13 protein-coding genes are annotated in these 16546 nt (G+C 57.4%); 3 read left to right on the forward strand and 10 right to left on the reverse strand.

The features are described from left to right. From PMI37_RS21605 to PMI37_RS21645, 9 genes are all read right to left on the reverse strand, one after another. On the reverse strand, window positions 1-3281 hold a 3281-nt coding region (locus PMI37_RS21605), incomplete at its 3' end, for a DUF6543 domain-containing protein (RefSeq protein WP_008084957.1). 151 nt (window positions 3282-3432) lie between these two features. Further along, on the reverse strand, window positions 3433-5985 hold the full coding sequence (locus tag PMI37_RS21610) for a helix-turn-helix transcriptional regulator (protein ID WP_045123225.1): 2553 nt from the start codon (window positions 5983-5985) through the stop codon (window positions 3433-3435). A gap of 138 nt (window positions 5986-6123) precedes the next feature. After that, complete coding sequence (locus tag PMI37_RS21615; protein ID WP_008084961.1) at window positions 6124-7491, reverse strand: DUF1329 domain-containing protein; 1368 nt, start codon at window positions 7489-7491, stop codon at window positions 6124-6126. Window positions 7492-7514: 23 nt separating this feature from the next. Further along, window positions 7515-9308, reverse strand: a complete 1794-nt coding sequence (locus PMI37_RS21620) for a DUF1302 domain-containing protein (RefSeq protein WP_008084964.1) — start codon at window positions 9306-9308, stop codon at window positions 7515-7517. A gap of 530 nt (window positions 9309-9838) precedes the next feature. Then, the gene (locus PMI37_RS21625; protein WP_008084967.1) at window positions 9839-10750 is read right to left on the reverse strand and encodes an SDR family oxidoreductase; all 912 of its coding nucleotides are present in this window, start codon (window positions 10748-10750) and stop codon (window positions 9839-9841) included. Between the two features lie 196 nt (window positions 10751-10946). Continuing rightward, window positions 10947-11849, reverse strand: a complete 903-nt coding sequence (locus PMI37_RS21630) for an alpha/beta fold hydrolase (protein ID WP_008084969.1) — start codon at window positions 11847-11849, stop codon at window positions 10947-10949. After that, window positions 11849-12631: a class II aldolase/adducin family protein gene (locus PMI37_RS21635; protein ID WP_008084971.1), complete on the reverse strand. Its 783-nt coding sequence runs from the start codon at window positions 12629-12631 to the stop codon at window positions 11849-11851. The genes PMI37_RS21630 and PMI37_RS21635 overlap by 1 nt, the downstream gene beginning before the upstream one ends. Window positions 12632-12762: 131 nt before the next feature. Beyond that, window positions 12763-13449 carry an LrgB family protein gene (locus tag PMI37_RS21640; RefSeq protein ID WP_008084972.1) on the reverse strand — a complete coding sequence of 229 codons (687 nt, stop codon included), beginning with the start codon at window positions 13447-13449 and terminating at the stop codon, window positions 12763-12765. Beyond that, on the reverse strand, window positions 13439-13825 hold the full coding sequence (locus PMI37_RS21645; RefSeq protein WP_008084974.1) for a CidA/LrgA family protein: 387 nt from the start codon (window positions 13823-13825) through the stop codon (window positions 13439-13441). The genes PMI37_RS21640 and PMI37_RS21645 overlap by 11 nt, the downstream gene beginning before the upstream one ends. 97 nt (window positions 13826-13922) lie before the next feature. On the opposite strand from PMI37_RS21645, the gene PMI37_RS21650 reads away from it, so the two are divergent. Continuing rightward, the gene (locus PMI37_RS21650; protein WP_008084976.1) at window positions 13923-14810 is read left to right on the forward strand and encodes a LysR family transcriptional regulator; all 888 of its coding nucleotides are present in this window, start codon (window positions 13923-13925) and stop codon (window positions 14808-14810) included. Here the strand turns inward: PMI37_RS21650 and PMI37_RS21655 are convergent. Beyond that, window positions 14800-15255, reverse strand: coding sequence for a flavodoxin (locus PMI37_RS21655; protein WP_008084978.1), 456 nt, complete (start codon window positions 15253-15255; stop codon window positions 14800-14802). The two genes, PMI37_RS21650 and PMI37_RS21655, sit on opposite strands and share 11 nt — an antisense overlap. A gap of 153 nt (window positions 15256-15408) precedes the next feature. Here PMI37_RS21655 and PMI37_RS21660 point away from each other — a divergent pair, with 153 nt between their 5' ends. Then, window positions 15409-15885: a PAS domain-containing protein gene (locus PMI37_RS21660; RefSeq protein ID WP_008084980.1), complete on the forward strand. Its 477-nt coding sequence runs from the start codon at window positions 15409-15411 to the stop codon at window positions 15883-15885. A gap of 54 nt (window positions 15886-15939) precedes the next feature. Beyond that, window positions 15940-16545 (forward strand): hypothetical protein, encoded by a 606-nt coding sequence (locus PMI37_RS21665; protein WP_008084982.1) that lies wholly within the window; start codon window positions 15940-15942, stop codon window positions 16543-16545. Window position 16546: the final 1 nt, after the last annotated feature.

Consider the following 16546-nt stretch of genomic DNA (forward strand, 5'->3'; position numbering starts at 1 on the left):
CCGGCGGCCGCCGCTTTCCCCAGTGTTAACAGACTGGTCACAGTATCCTTGAGGTGGCCCACTGCGGCGGAGTAATCTCCTCTCCTGTCCGCTTGCGATGCGTCATAGATACTTTTCATCATCTGAACAGCTACCACTACCGTACCGATGGGTGGCACAACCAAGCTGATGAGGTTCGCGACTTTCATGACGTTATCGTAAATCAGCCCAGCGACCACTTCTTTCAAGCTTGTGGTTCTCTCGTCGATATCACTCAACACACGACGCACCCTCTCATTGTGAAAGGTATAGAGATCTGGCAGTTTGGCTCGACTTTGCGTTTTAACGGGAGGCCGACTATCAACGGTGGCCACAATGCGGTCAAAATATTCATTGATGACCGCTTGATCTACCAGCAAAATCCGACCTGAGTAATAATCCCTGAACGGCCCGTACCGAAAACGAATGGACTGGATAAACTCTCCAACGGGACGAAATGTAGCCCGATCGGGAGCATCGGGCGTGTAGAGATAATCATAAAACTCTGCGCCCAGCTTGAGACGAAATATATAAACGCCTTCCACTGTACGATCGCTTGCCGCCATCAGACCCAACGGCCCGATATTGAACTTGTACAACCCCTCGTCACCTTCTGAAATATTATCGGCAATAGAAAGATAGCCACCGCTTTCTTTTAAATCGTCAATGACACGCTGAAGGGCAGTTAATATTTCAGGCGATATTCTGCCATCAATGAAATCGGAGACGGCGCTACAATGCATTTGGCAGCGGATTTTTTTTGCATGCACTGCACGCTTGAACGCGTAGCCGGCATCGCCTTTATCCAAGTACACCTTCTTAAGCATTTCGGTATAACGATCACCCGGACGAAATGTCTTGGACAGCGCTGACAAGTGGCGAATATCCAGCTCAGCCATCACGGGGTGGCCTCCCGTAACAAAGTACTTGGGATCATCTTTTGTTGCATAGGCAGGATGAGATGCCTCAAACGAAATCCCCTCCAGCAATAGATCAGTAATGCTTTTACGAAACTCGACTGTCTGAACCATGATCAGATCAGGATTAACGTCGACAACACGTCCCTTGGAACGCAATATAATCTCGATCTCTTGCTTGATCAGGTCGTAGGTAAACCGTTCAAATGAAGGAAAACCATTTTCGCGTGCGTCTACAACCGAAAGCGCCTTGAGCTCTGTGGTCAAACGGGCATAACGCTTACGACCGTTATTTCCCAGAAACCGATAGCCAATCGGAGCAATTGTTTTGTGCAACGCAACTTCTGCACGATAAGCAATAGGCGCATAATCGGACAGAAGCTTCATCCCGCCGGCAAACAGATCAGCAAATCGGTTATCCAGTTCGTATTTATAATGCACTTTTGCGCGATCAGTACCCATCAGCTTTCCGGCGTCATTCAAATACTCCGGGTGAATCAACGTTTCAGCATAGTTTCGGTCTACGCTCAAGGCCGCTTCGAGCCACCGATTCATCTCATACATTTCAGGGAATTTTTGAAACTGAAATTTCCCCTCAGGTGTTTTCAGAAACAGCAGAAACCCGTTATGAATTCCCGCAACCATAAAAACAAATACTTCTTTCAATGCTACCGATTGATTTTTTATTTTCAGGCCGCGAATAAGCACCGACGGATCGCCAGCCAACCCGCGCTGTACTACTTCTGCCTCCTTCTCACTGTAATACCCGCTGTTACGAGCAACAAAAAGAGCGAACTCCATTTGGCTGTTGAGGTAGTCGCGATAGGCCTGCTGAAATCCGGCAGATGTAGAAGCCGGGAGACTGGCTACAAACTCCATGCGCAGGCTTCGATTGGTCAACCATTGCTCGAGTGCATTGACGGACAAACGGCTGCCTGGCGGTGTGCGTTTGAGGGTGATATTAGCCCTGTGACCGTCGTCATGCAGACCGACCACTAAATACTCGGTCAGTGTTCTGCTCTCTTCCTGCTCTATGGTGCGTCCGCCCACCTGCAATTTGTAGGAACTGTGGACCTGGATCACTTCCGGATCCAGCGCTTCACCCAGCGCGCTGTCTGACCATGCAGCGAAAGACCGCAACACATAGTCCTTGAAGGAAAAACATTTATCAAATTCAGCCTTATAGATGACGTCGTATCGTTCCATCGACTCTTCAAGTTCAGCGTAACGTTTTTGCACAACTTGAGTTGCAGACTTCAACCACAGTGGCCAATCGGTACGCTTCAAGTCGGCGAACAACCGATTGAATCGAGTCTCTATAGCGTGACGCATGACTTGCATATTTTGATTATTTTGCAACTCGGAAATTAATGTTCCAGCAAAATTCTGGCGATTTCGCAGCCGACTGGCTGCGCTTTCAACCTGGCCTTTCAGGTGGGCATCTACGCCATTTGAAATTACGCTTCCAGACATTTTAAGGCATTCAATTTCAATCGTCGGCGAGGCCTGGCGAGCTTGCAATTTTTTATATAATTCGGTGCTTCTACTAAAATATTCAAAGCCATATTTTGGCGTATGCACGACATAACCAGTGTCTTCATTAATCCATTTCATTTCCGAACCCGCACGTTCGGCGTTGTCCAGAACGAAACGTGGCCCTGGCCCGCCCAGATAATCCTCATCGGGTTGCAGCCTTACTTCAAAAGCACCCTGACTCTTCGCGGCGTTTAACAAATGAGCGAACCGCCCTCCTAGAAAGTCAGGCACCGCACCGGTCATGACCGAAAGCGATAACTCAGCTGTCAATACCGAGGCGTAAGCCTGATGAAAAATTTGTGTATTGGTCAATAAAGGCGATTCAACTGCAGTGGCTTTTGCGGCGGCCGCCCAATATCCAGCGAGTTCTTCCTGGAGCGTGTTTTCGAGTTCGCCGGAGAGGCTCGACACCAGACTTTCAACATCGTGAATACTGAACTCTGGCACTTTGAATTTATCACTGAACGTGTCGGCAAGATAAAAAACTCCATCCCCACCCACGACATATCCTGGCTGTACATTATTATCCAGGCAGTAGAGCACCACTTCGCTCAGCGTCCCTGAGGGCCGCCGCTTGCCATCAGCCTTCAAACTCCCTGTATTAATATAGACATTGTCAATGTCCACTTTTTTGCGCCTCTGCACCAACTCGCTTTCCAGCATTTTCCTGACAATCAGTTTAACGTTGGGCGCCCCATCAACGACGGCAAAAAGTTTATTTTTCGCAATAGTCGCCTTTTCCCATTCTTGAGCCCACGTTACCTTTTCACCTTCCGAATCGCGCATCAGACTTGTGAACATCTTGCTCATGAAAACTCCTTGTCGACTTAACCCAGGCTACAGAAAAGCAGCCACTTTGGATTGTCGCAAGGTAGATTCTTTTTTGACTGGCGAAAACAGCCAATAGATTTCAAAAAATATTCACTTCAACAATTGAACAACAGTTTACTTACTGCAAAAGCTATAGAAACCCCAATGACTTAGCCTTCGCCACAGCTTGGGTCCTGCGCTCTACGCCTAGTTTCCCATTGATTCTCCTGGCGTGAGTTTTCACCGTATGCAATGAAATATAAAGTTGCTCGGCAATTTGCTGATTGGATGCTCCCTGGGCAATTAACCGCAGCACTTCAAGCTCACGGCGACTCAGCGCAAGTTCATGCATTTCTTCCGTAAACGGCGAATTACCATCCGTCATCACCTGCGATGCGATATTGGTATCTCGGCGTAACTGCCACTCTCGCAAGGCCTGATGCAAGTGACAGCGCTCGACTAATAGCTGTGCCCGTTGAAAAGCTCTTTGCGCTAAAACATGATCGCCGCTCGACTCGGCCAGTTGTGCTATTGCCAACTGTAATTCAGTTTCCATGTTCAACATTCCCTTCGCCTGGGCCTGTTTTAACAGTTGCTGAACCTGAGCAAGGCCATTTTCCGCGGGCGAAAGTTTCATACAGGCGCAGGCCAACAGATACTCGATGCGCGCAATCAATTCCAGGGTGGCGGGGGGAGCCTGACGTGCATGCGGTCCACGGTAGTGGCGCAGTAGCCGTCCCAGTGCTTCTTGCGCCAACTGCGGCCGCCCCTGTTGCAACCAGAACTGGCTGCTGACCTGCAGAAGCACACCACGATAAACCGTGTCCGGTATCTGCCTTTGCTGCATGACCCTTTCGGCTTCGCGCAAGCGCTCGAACGCCAGCGCGTAATCGCTTTTATTTGCCGCGAGTTGCGCTTGTCCGAGATAGCCGTACAACACACGCTTGTCATGACTGCGCAGGCAATCCTCAAGGCCTTTTTGAAACAGTTCCGCCGCCTGAGTCTCGTGCCCCATGCACAGGGCCAGCCGCCCTCGGCGCAGAGAGATTCTGCCAAGCAGTGGTGTCGGTTGATCCGCCCGCGCGCGCAGCAACTGGTCGATGGCCAGAAGCAGACTCTCGGCCCGAGCCGGCGCCCCTCGTTGTTCGAGCAATTGTGCGTGATCGAGCTCGAGCAAGCCCTCGAACAGCAGCGAACCCTGGGCCCGAGCCAGGCACAGTGCCTCGCGGTTGATGGCGTGGGCCTGCTCCAGTTCACCGCACAATAACGCTTGCTGGGTCTGTCCGGACAGGCATAACAAACGAACCTGCCATGCGTGAGGAGCCAGTGCGGCCAACGCTTCTCGAAAGTGCTCGCGCGCAGGCTCCATTTGCCCTTGCAAGTGCAGTAGCCAGCCTTGTTGCGCCTGCCACCGCGCAAGTAATTGCTGCTCGAGTTGAGCGCTAGGCTGTGGCATGAACCGTGACAGGTGGCCGATACACACCGCGGCGTGTTCAAAACGACCGGCGAAAAGCGCCGCTGCGGTCATCAGCCCGATTAGTTGCGGGGTGGCCAGGATCAACTCCTGCCCATGACACTCCTGCAATCGCAACAACAGCACAACCGTTTGATCCTCGAACAGATCTTCGAGGCTCAAGTGCTGCAACAGACTCACCGCTGTCTCGTATTCATCAGCCAGCAGCGCCTGTTCAAAGGCGGCGCGCCAATCCTGGGCAGCGGTAAACCACTGGCAGGCACGCCGATGCCATGAGCGTCCGGCAGGCCAGTGTTCTTCACACATGATGCGAGACAATGGCGCGAATACTTGCAACCAGTCCGCAGACTCATGCCACGGCTCGATAAAGCAGCCAAGGACTTGCAACGCGCTCAAGAGCGGCGCGCCCTCACCGGCACCAAACAAGTGTTCACACAGCTCGGTGTTGAAGCGCGGTAAATGCGCCAGTACACGCCATGCCTCAGCCTGCTCCGGAGTAAGGCCGCTGAACAGTTCGTGCTGCAGATAGTCCAGCAGCGTGTCGACGCGTTGCCGGGGGAGAATGCCTTGCGACTCATTGCATTTTTGCAACAGCGCCATACGTGCCCCGGCGCACCAGCCGCCGGTGCGCTGGACAATCCGAGTGGCGACACTGCCAGCCTGTTCCGGCGGCAAGTGGCGCAACGCTCCGGCGACCTCCTCGTGTGTAAGTGCCAGCGTCGCCTGTTCACACTCGTACAACTCATCATTGAGCAAAAGCCGCGGCCAATTGCATTGCGGACGACGTCGGGTGCTCACCCACCAGGTCAGTGCTGGACTGCTGACTGCCAGCAGGCGATCAAGCAAGGCATCCAGCAGCGGATCCGGCAAACGGCAGTAGTCGTCGATAAACAGCCAGGTGGGTCTGGACCAGAACGTCAGCATCGCGATCAACCCGGCCTCATCAATGCTTTCGGGCAGCCCCAGCGCATGCGCCAGTCGCTGGCATAGCTGCATGCGGTTCAACATGACGCCAGCCAACGGCAACCAGGCCCGTTCACATGATGCTGGCGCCTGCAAAAAGCATTCGGTGAGTAACGCAGTTTTACCACTGCCGGCGGGTGCGCAGACGAGCCGGACTCGCGCCATTGAATCAAGCAATGGCTGGCTCAATCGAAGACGCGGCTGATGATGGGAAGAAAGCCTGGGGAAAAATCCGCGGCGATCCAGGCAAGAAGTCATGGCAGTCATCGGGTCAGCCTTTTTATCGTTATGCACTCACCCTAGCCCTCTGCAGGCACCTTGTTGACGAGTATTCAGCGCGCTGATTGGCACCCATAAAAAAGGCGACCGGGTGGTCGCCTTTTGCCTTCCAATGTATCCAGAACTTTACCGCACGCCTTCGGCGCGCAAGGCCGATGGTGTGTAATCCGCCGCCTTGGCTTCGAAGCCGAATTCGTAACTGTGCTTCTCTTCGTTCTTCATGCCCAGGGCAATGTAGCGACCGGCGATGATGTCGTAGAGCGCTTCGAGGGTGTAAGCCTGTGCCTGATGCTCGTAGTGATATTCAGAGTGCCCCTCGGCCACGCGCCACAGTTGGCCGCGCCCGTCGTAGTGATCGACCAGTGCGACTTGCCAGCTGTCCTCATCGATGTACATGTGGCGCTTGGCGTAGATGTGCCGCTCGCTTGGTTTGACCGTACCGATGACTTCCCAGACACGGTGCAATTCATAACGGGTCAGGTCCTGATTGATGTGCCCGGCCTTGACGATGTCGTCGTATTTCAGGCTTGGCGAATCGAGTTTGTAGCTGTTGTACGGGATGTACATTTCCTTCTTGCCGACCAGTTTCCAGTCGTAGCGATCCGGTGCGCCGGAAAACATGTCGAAGTTGTCCGAAGTACGCAGGCCATCCGCCGCCGTGCCCGGGCCGTCATACGCCACTTGCGGCGCACGACGCACACGGCGCTGACCGGCGTTGTAGATCCACGCCAGACGCGGCTCCTTCACCTGATCGAGGGTCTCGTGCACCAGCAGCACGTTACCGGCCAGACGTGCTGGCGCGGTCACCGACTGTTTGAAAAAGGTCAGCACGTTGGCGGCTTTTTCCGGATCGATATCCTTGATCAATTGCGGCACGGCGATCTCTTCCTCGAAGCGGATCGGCGTGTAGCTGCCGTTGGTCTGCGGGGTCACCTGAGTGATGATGCGTTTGACGTTGCCGCCGTGATAACGGGTGATGTGGTTCCACAACACTTCGACGCCGTTCTTCGGAATCGGAAACGCGTAGTAGCGATTGCCGGTGAAATTGGCCAGGCCATTACCGTCGTTGATCGTGGTCACATTGAGCGCGCTGCGCTTGGCCGATTCGTAGATTTCCGGCGGTACGGCGACGGTGCGGTGGGTGGTGTAAACCGGAATTTTGTAGGTTTGCGGGTAACGCTTGAACATCGCCACCTGACCTTCAGACAGCTTGTCCTTGTACTTGTCGACGTTGGCCGGGGTGATGGTGAACAACGGTTTCTCGTTGGCGAACGGGTCGGCGAGGAAACCTTTGCTGTCCACCGCGGCGGCGTTTTTCGGGATACCGCCGGCCCACGCCGGAATCGAGCCATCGGCGTTGCCGGCCTTTTCGGCGCCGAGCGGGGTCAGGCTGGTGCCGAGTTTGTTCGCTTCATCCGGCGACACTGCCGCCATCACGTTGGCCGCCAGCACACTCAGGGCCAGCACACCACATTGCAGAATCATTTTGCGCATTGCAGTCATCCTTCTCGGGCAGATCAGAAGTTCACGCCGAAGCTCAGGGCCACGAAGTCACGGTCTTCGAGGACGTTGTAATCACCGCCGAAGAAGTCGGTGTAACTGAGGCTCGCGGTGTAGGTGTTGCGGTAGTCGGCATCGACGCCGACGCTGATCGCTTTCGCGCCTTCGTTGAACAGGCCGTTGGGCCCGTAACCGGCGACGTCATGCGACCACGACAAGTTGGGTTTGAAGTTGATCCCGCCGACCACGTTGGCGTAATCGAGGATCGCCCGGGCGCGGTAGCCCCACGAAGTTGAAGTGACGAAACCGTCGGTGTCGCCGCCGAAACCGTACTGGCCGTACACCGAGTCGCGGCCATAACGCAGTTGACTGCGCGGCTCCAGTCCGCCGACATGCACCACCGCCGCTTCGCCGACCACGGTCAGACGTTCTGCGCCCAAGACCTGATCGAAGAAGTGCGTGAGGGTGCTCTGGATTTGCGTGACTTCCTTGCGGCGGTAGCCCTTGTTGTCCGCGCCCGGCGACGTCGTCAGCGGCGAGGCCGCACCGCCGGCAATCGGGTTGAGCAGCGCCAGCGTCAGATCGTTGGTGTTGACCTGCACCGGCGCGTTTGGCCGGTAGCTGACCTCACCAGTCCACGCAGTACCGGTTGGCAGGGTGGTGGAGAAACTCGCGCCATACAGGCGAATGTCTTCCGGGTATTCGAGGTAGTACTGGCCGCGCCCGAGCATCACGCTCTGCGCCAGACCCGAGCCGCTGCCAGGCGCCAGACCGTTGGCAATACCGACCATCCCCGGCAACGCCGCAAGTGTCGAAAGCCCCGCCGTGGTGGTGCCCACCGTTGGCGTGCGGCTGTGATAGTTCATGAAATAGAGGCCGTATTCGGTGTCCTCGCCGAGCCAGCGCAGCGCCGTGCCCCACTGCCCGGAATCGCGCGCGTCGCGGTCGCCGCCCCGAGGGATCACCACCCCTTCGCGAGTGACCTGAATGCCCTGACCGAAGGCCTGGGTCAGCGGCACCAACGGCGCGATTGCCGGATTGCCAACGGTGTAGCCGTTGTTGCAACCATCCGCCGCCACATCGACACCGAAGAACGTGCCGCAGTTGTCGAGAACGGTCTGATCCCACTCCAGTTGATAGAAGCCCTCAACCGTCAGCTGATCCGTCAGGCCTTGCGAACCGAACAGCATGTTCACCGGAATCAGGCCTTCCTTGATCTCGGCACCGGGACGGCGAAATGCGGAAACGTCGATCGGGTTGATGCTGTTGATCGAGTTGCCGATGAACGTACTTTCGCCCCAGCTCACCACCTGCTTACCGGCGCGCACAGTGCCCGGCAAATCAGCGATGGAATAGTTGTGATAGACGAAGGCATCGAGAATCTGCGCGCCGGACGACTTGGCGCCTTCCTTGCGACCGCTGTCGCTGATTTGCTTGAACTCGCGGTCTTCGTCCTTGAGCTCGAAGTCGTACCAATACTTGCCGCGCACAAACACACCGGTGTCGCCGTACTTCAGTTCGAGGTCGTGAATGCCTTTGAAGATCTTCGAAAAGGTCTCGCCTTTCTTGAAGTTCAGGCGCCCGTCATCACCCGTGGAAGATTGCCCGGTGCCGCCGTTGACCGTGCCGACCAGCGACTTGTCGGCATCGCGCAGGCCCCAGCTCGCACCGATCGACAGCGACGAGTCGAACGTCCCTTCGATTTCGCCGATGTTGAAAGCGACCGCTTGCGCCTGGGCACAGCAACCCAGAGCCACCGCAGCGGCCAGCGCTTGCGGCGTGAAGATGGCGCGCATTGTTGTTTTTGTCATGCGTCTTCCCCGGTGAGTGACAGAAGACCCCACCCTACTGCCGCCGGCACGGGACGATAAGCGCACCAAGGAGGTATTCGCGCTGTCGCTCGAAAGGATGAATGCCCGCACAGGACGGGGCTTTGCGCGATTCATCCGTGAGCTGGATGGACGATCATCAGCGCAACCCATGGTGCATGCCGGGGCGCAGCGACTGTTGCACGCCCCGCAACAGTGCATGTCTGGAATCGCTATTTTTCCTACAGGCCGAAGTGCTTATTCTGAGCGGGCTTTCACGGGATACGCCGAAAAGCGCCGAAGCACTGGCCATGAGCAACTCTGGCCATTGCTGACAGATTTCAGATGAATCGACGTGTTCGGTTTATCGCCCCGGTGTTCACTGACGTTGATTTGTAGCTCCTTGATCCAACGTCTTACCTTGGCCGCTGCGTTTGCAGCGGCCTTTTTTATGGGCGAAGAATTTTGTACAGCGGGGATTGCTGGAGGGGACGACAGGACTCAGGCAAATCCTGTCGCTTGATGCAGTGGAATCAAAGCGAATACTTCTGCAAATTCGCCATCATTTCCTTCAGCGCTTCAATATTGTCCTTCGGATGCGCCGCCCCTTCGAAATCGCAAATCTGCTGCCAATGCGCGGCAACGTCCTCAGGCGAGAAACCCTCCCGCGGATCGAATCCGGCACCCAGGCTGCGTTCCCAACGCACCTTGCCCATCCAGCCACCGCCGACTTCGAACAACCCGGAAGTTTCCTGGCACTGCTCGCTCGCCAAGTACACCACCAGCGGGCTGACCAGTTCCGGTTTCAGTTGTTCGAACACTTGCGGCGGGATCAGGCCTTCGGTCATGCGCGTGCCGCCGGTTGGCGCGATGGCGTTGACCAGAATGTTGTTCTTGCGACCTTCGATGGCCAGGGTGCGGGTCAGGCCGTAGAGGCCGAGTTTGGCCATGCCGTAGTTGGACTGGCCGAAGTTGCCGTAGATGCCCGAGGTCGAGGCGGTAAAGATCACGCGGCCGTAGTTTTGCTCGCGCAGGTGTGGCCATGCGGCGCGGGTGACTTTGTAGGCGCCTTCGACGTGGACGCGGTAAACCAGATCCCAGTCGGCGTCGTCCATTTTGTGGAAGGTCTTGTCGCGCAGGATGCCGGCGTTGTTGACCACGACGTCGACGCGGCCGAAGACGTCGAGGGCGTTTTGGACCAGTTTGTCGCCGTCGGTGACCGAGTCGTGGTTGGCTTCAGCCGTGCCGCCGGCTTCGCGAATTTCGGCGACCACGCGGTCGGCGGCGGAGGCATTGGCGCCTTCGCCCTGGGTCGAGCCGCCGAGGTCGTTGACCAGCACTTTCGCGCCTTGCTTGGCGAACAACAGTGCGTGGGCGCGGCCAAGGCCACCACCGGCACCAGTGACGATCACGACTTTATCTTCGAAACGCACAGACTCATTCATCGAGGCAACTCCAGCAGGCCAGTATTGACGCTGAGTGTCAGGCACCGGGCGTGGTGTCACAACGAACAGGGCTGGGGCTGAATGGTGTGCGATAAGGTTGGGGGATAGTCAGGATTGAAAAGCAAAAGATCGCAGCCTGCGGCAGCTCCTACAGGGATCGGTGCAGGAGCTGCCGCAGGCTGCGATCTTTTGATCTTCAGGAACAGGCGACCTTGCGCGGCGGCAGCACCTGGCGTTCGCGAAATTCCAGATAGTGCTTGAGTACCTGCACCGGCGCCTCGGTTTGCGGATAGTGACCAATGCCCGGCAACAACACCGTATCCGCATCCGGGATCAACTCGCGATAGCGCTCGACCATGTGCGCACCGGAGATCGGGTCGACTTCGCCATCGATCACCCGCATCGGCACGTCGCCCCGCTGCATCGCCGCGACCCAACGATCACGCTGCACCCGACGCTCCGGAATGTAGCTGATCAGTTTGTGCATGATGCGCGGCCCGCGATTGCTGTCGACCAGGCTCCAGAAATCATCCAGCTCACTTTCCGTCGGCCGGGTTTGCGGGCCGAAGATCTGGCGGAAACTTTTCACCAGCGCATCGCGGGTAAACGCGCGGCCGATCATCCAGCCCAGTGGACTCAGCAACAGTTTTTGCATCAGTACCGGCCGATGGGTTTCCGGAAACAGGCCACCGTTGAGGAACACGCAACTGGCTATCTCGACCTGCTCTTCGTAGTGCCGCGCGAGCAATTCCTGCGCAACACTGTCGCCATAATCGTGCGCCAGCACATGCACCGGTTGCTCAACCTGCAAATGCGCGAGCAATGCCTGCTGCAAATCCGCCTGTTCCAGCAAGCTGTAGGTGTGATTGACCGGCTTGGCCGAATCACCAAAACCGAGCATGTCACAGGCGATCACGCGATAACGCTGAGCCAGTGGCTGCCACAGGTAATGCCAGTCCCAACTGGCGGTCGGAAAGCCATGGATCAGCAACAGCGGCTCACCCTGCCCGGTCGTCCAGTAACGGATCGGCTGGCCACGAAAGACAAACGTCTGGCTGCGTTTACGCCAGACACACAGAGGAATCTCGGCAAGAGGCATTAGAGTTTATATCCCGGGTCTTGTTTATCGAGTTTGCGCAGCAGCGCCGGCCAGGCCAGCGCGCCACCCATACCTTGAGCACTTTTGGTGACGCCGGCGATCATCGCTTTGGCGCCTGCCAGGATTTGCGGTTCGATAGCGATGAGTTCAGCACCACCGGTCTGCGCCATCACCTGAATGTCGCAGGCGCGCTGGAAGGTGAACATCATCAGAAAGGTGTCGGCGATGGTGCTGCCACAGGTCAACAGACCGTGATTGTGCAGCATGAGGAAATTGTTCTCGCCGAGATCGGCCTGCAGGCGCGCCTTCTCTTCATGGTTCAGCGCCACGCCTTCATAGGCGTGATAGGCCAGGCTCGACAGCACGAACAATGATTGCTGGCTGATCGGCAGCACGCCCTGCTTTTGCGCCGACACCGCGACACCGGACGCGGTGTGTGTGTGCAGCACACAAACCACGTCGTGCCGTACTTCGTGCACGGCGCTGTGGATGGTATAGCCAGCGGGGTTGATTTCGTACGGGCTGTCCATGAGTTTGTTGCCGGCCTGATCGACCTTCACCAGGCTCGACGCGGTGATCTCATGGAACATCAGACCAAACGGATTGATCAGGAAGTCTTCGGTGCCCGGCACCTTGGCGGAAATATGGGTGAAGATCAGATCGTCCCAGCCATGGGCGGCGACCAGACGATAACAAGCGGCAAGATCGACACGGGTCTGCCATTCCGCAGCGCTGACCTGATCTTTGACATTAAGGGACGATTGGACGGGGGCTACGCTCACTGTATGCACCTCTGCGTTCTTATTGTTCTGCACGTGTGAGCAGTCTAGTCAGGCGCAGGCAATCGCGTAGTTGCATTGGCAGCCAGCTTGATGACTGACCGAGTCAGCCCAGCAAACAGCCTGGATCCGCGTCAAAGCAACGACGCCAACAAAGGAGCTGCGAACAGGTTGAGCAAACCGGTGAGGACCATCACCAGCCCGGCGACAGAGCCTTCTTCGCCGCCCACTTCATGCGCTCGGCTGACGCCGGCACCGTGCGCGCCCACCCCAAACAGCGCGCCACGCGCCAGGGCACTGCGCAACGGCAGCCACTTGAGCAGCACGCCGCCGAGCATCGCCCCGAACACGCCGGTGAACATCACGAACACCGCGGTCAACTCCGGCACACCGCCGAGGTTTTGCGCCAGCGGCATGGCGAACGGCGTGGTGATCGAACGCGGCACCAGCGACATCGTCACCGAACTGTCGAGTGCCAACGCTTTGGCCAATCCGAACGAGGTGCCGATCGATGCCGCGCTGCCCGCCACCATGCCCAGCAACAACGCCGACCAGTGCCGCATCAACAAACGCCGTTGCTGCCAGATCGGTACGGCGAAGGCCACGGTCACCGGGCCGAGTACCAGCATCAGCCAATGGGTGTTGCTGGAATACTCGGCATACGCGGTATGCAGCGGCACGGCGAGCACCAGCAGCAACGCCGGCACCAGAATCAGCGGCGACAACACGTAGCGACCGGTGCGCCGATAAATCCAGCGGCTGAACAAGTACGCCAACAAGGTGAAAGCCAGCCAGAACATCGGCATCCATTCAAGCTTCATGGGAACGCCTCGCGCGCACGGCCAATTCCACGGTGAACGCGGTCACCAGCATCACCATCAAGGTACTGGCGGCGATCACCAGCAAAATCCGCCAGCCGTCGTTGCGCAGCAGCGCGCCGTAATCGAGCAGGCTCATCAGCGCCGGAATGAAGAACAGCAGCATCTCGGCCATCAGCAATCCCGCGCCCAATTGCAGCGCCGCTGGTTTGACCCAGCCGAACGCGAAGGCCAGCAGCAACAGCGCCATGCCGATCACGCCGCCTGGAATCGGCCATGCCAGCCACGCGGCGAGTTGGCAGCCGAGCAGATAGAGACCGAGCAACACGGCGAGTTCGACGAATAGACGAGAGAAATGCTTGATATTTGCGACATTCATGAGATGGGCTCCTTACAGAGGCCTATTTTACGAAGCCACCTGCCATCCCTGAAGCGAATTGTTAGACTCAAAGCCATTCCAAAACGGAATCAGGCATATGGAATTCAAACAGCTGCGCAGTTTTGTCGAAGTCATGCATCAGGGCGGTTTCACCCAAGCGGCGAAAACCCTGCACATCAGTCAATCAGCGGTCAGCAAGCAAGTCGCGCAACTGGAGCAGAGCCTCGGCACACCGCTGCTGGAACGCCTCGGTTCACAGTTGCGCCTCACCGCCGCCGGCAGCGTGGTGCTGCAACGCGCCGAAGCGATGCTGCGTTTGCGCAATGAGTTGCTGGTCGAGCTGGACGACCTCAGTCATCTGGCCCGTGGCGAGTTGCGACTGGGCCTGCCGCTGTTGGGCAGTGACGCGTTGTTCGCCGGATTGTTTGCCGAATATCGCCGGCGCTACCCGAACATCAGCGTGCAATTGCTCGAGGGCGGCAGCCGCAACATCGAGCAAGCCGTGCTCAACGGGGAACTGGAGTTGGGTGGCAGTTTGTTGCCGAAGGATCCGCAATTCGACTGTCAGCCGTTTTGCGACGAGAAACTCGATGCGCTGCTGCCCGTCGATCATCCGTTGGCAGATCGCGGCGAGATCGGCCTAGACGAACTGGCCGATACACCGTTCCTGCTCTATCAGCGCAGCTTCGTGCTCAACGATCGCTTGCTGCAGGCATGCCAGCAAATGGGCTTTACGCCGAAGGAAGGCGGGCGCAGCGGTCAGGCGGATTTTCTCGCGGCATTGGTGGCAGCCGGGCAAGGCGTGGTGTTGTTGCCCAGCGTGGTGGCGCGCGGGCTGGTGCGGCCAGGCGTGGTGCGCCTGACCTTGCGCGCGCCGGATTATCTGCGCTGGGACATTGCCTTCATCTGGCGTCAGGGCGCCTATCTGTCGAATGCTGCGCAGGCGTGGCTGGCACTCCTGCGCGAGCGGCCGATCAGCCCTTGAGGGTGTCGATCAACTGCGCCAGCCAAGGCTCGGCGTCGGTTTCCGGGGTGACGCTTTCGCTGGCGTCGATGCGCAGCATGTCCTGCACCTCACGCACACCCAGTTCGCCGAACAGTTCGCGCATCTGCTCGCCACCGCCGCAGAAGGTGTCGCCATAGCTGGCGTCGCCCAAGGCGATGACCGCGCCCGGCAAACCGCGCCACGCTGCTGGCAGTTGATCGCGGATCGCCGAATACAGCGGTTGCAGGTTGTCCGGCAACTCGCCCATGCCGGTGGTCGAGGTCACCGCGAGGAAGGCTTCGGGGCCGAACGCTTGAATGTCGGCCAGGCTGGCGCGCGAGTTGTAGAAGGTCTCAAAGCCAGCGGCTTTCAACAGGTTCTGGGCGTGGCGGGCGACTTCTTCGGCGGTGCCGTAGACCGAACCGGAGAGGATGGCGACTTTCATCAATCTGATCCTGAAACTGAAAAAATGAGCGGCGATAGTAGCAGCCCAGGCTGCAAGCCTGCGATTGGATCTCATCTACCGATAATGGCCAGTAGACAGCGCCGACGGTTCTTCTAGAATGCGAGCCTTCGGCCAATCTGAACGGACTCACAGATGATCAATGCCAGCCTGCTGCAAATGGTGATCAACGCGTCTAACGACGGCATCGTCGTAGCGGAACAGGAAGGCGAGCAGGACACGATCCTGATTTACGTCAACCCGGCCTTTGAAAGAATGACCGGCTACAGCAGTGAAGAAATTCTTTATCAGGATTGCCGCTTTCTGCAGGCCGGAGACCGCGACCAGCAAGCGCTGGCGGCGATTCGCGAGGTGTTGCGCAGCAAGGGGTCGTGCCGGGAAATCCTGCGTAATTATCGCAAGGACGGCACGCCGTTCTGGAATGAGCTGTCGCTTTCGACGGTTACAAACGCTGACGACGGGCTGACCTATTTCGTCGGTGTGCAAAAGGATGTGACGGTTCAGGTCAAGGCTCAGCAGCGCGTCACACAGCTCGAAGCCGAGGTTGCAGCCCTGCAAGCAGAGCTGGCCGAACTGAAAGCGACGAACGGTTCAAACAAAACAGCGAACTAATTGTCATTAACTACAATCACCAATGACTTTGTAACTATATCTTTCGAGTTAGCCATGCAGCGCGACGCCCTCCTCACTCAGGATGAGCTGGATTTCATCCAGACCATGCAGCACAACCCGCAGTTGAACGTGCGGGATGCGACGTCGAGTCTGCTGGTCAATGGCGGTTCGCAGATCCGTGATCTGCTCACGCGCCTGGCTGCTCACGAGCAAGTGACCATTCAGGCCAACTTCGAAAATCAACAGATGACGTTCCCGCTGCATCTGGTGGAAGACGAGTTCCACGCCCTGCATTTGCGCCTCGGTGTGCCGAGCATTTACGAAGATGGTCCGATGGTGCGGCCATGGCGACTGACGCTGGAAGAGCCGGTGGCACTGGAAAACGCCAAAGGTCAGCCGGGTGTGTTGTGGGTGCACGAGGTGTCACACAAGGGCGTGCTGGTGGAAGTGCGCAACAAGACCAAACCGCCAAAACATTTCGCCCAGTGGTTCAGCCCGTCGGGTTATGAACGAATCGCCCTGCGCGGCCATTTCGAGCGGGAAACCGAGCAAGGTTTCTTCGCCTACGAACTGAGCCAGACCGATGCGGATGAAACCGAGCGCCTGCGCCAGTTCATCCTGCAACAACACCGCCTGACCCACCCTGCCCTGCACACCTGAG

The sequence above is a fragment of the Pseudomonas sp. GM80 genome, from assembly GCF_000282515.1.
Lineage (GTDB): Bacteria > Pseudomonadota > Gammaproteobacteria > Pseudomonadales > Pseudomonadaceae > Aquipseudomonas.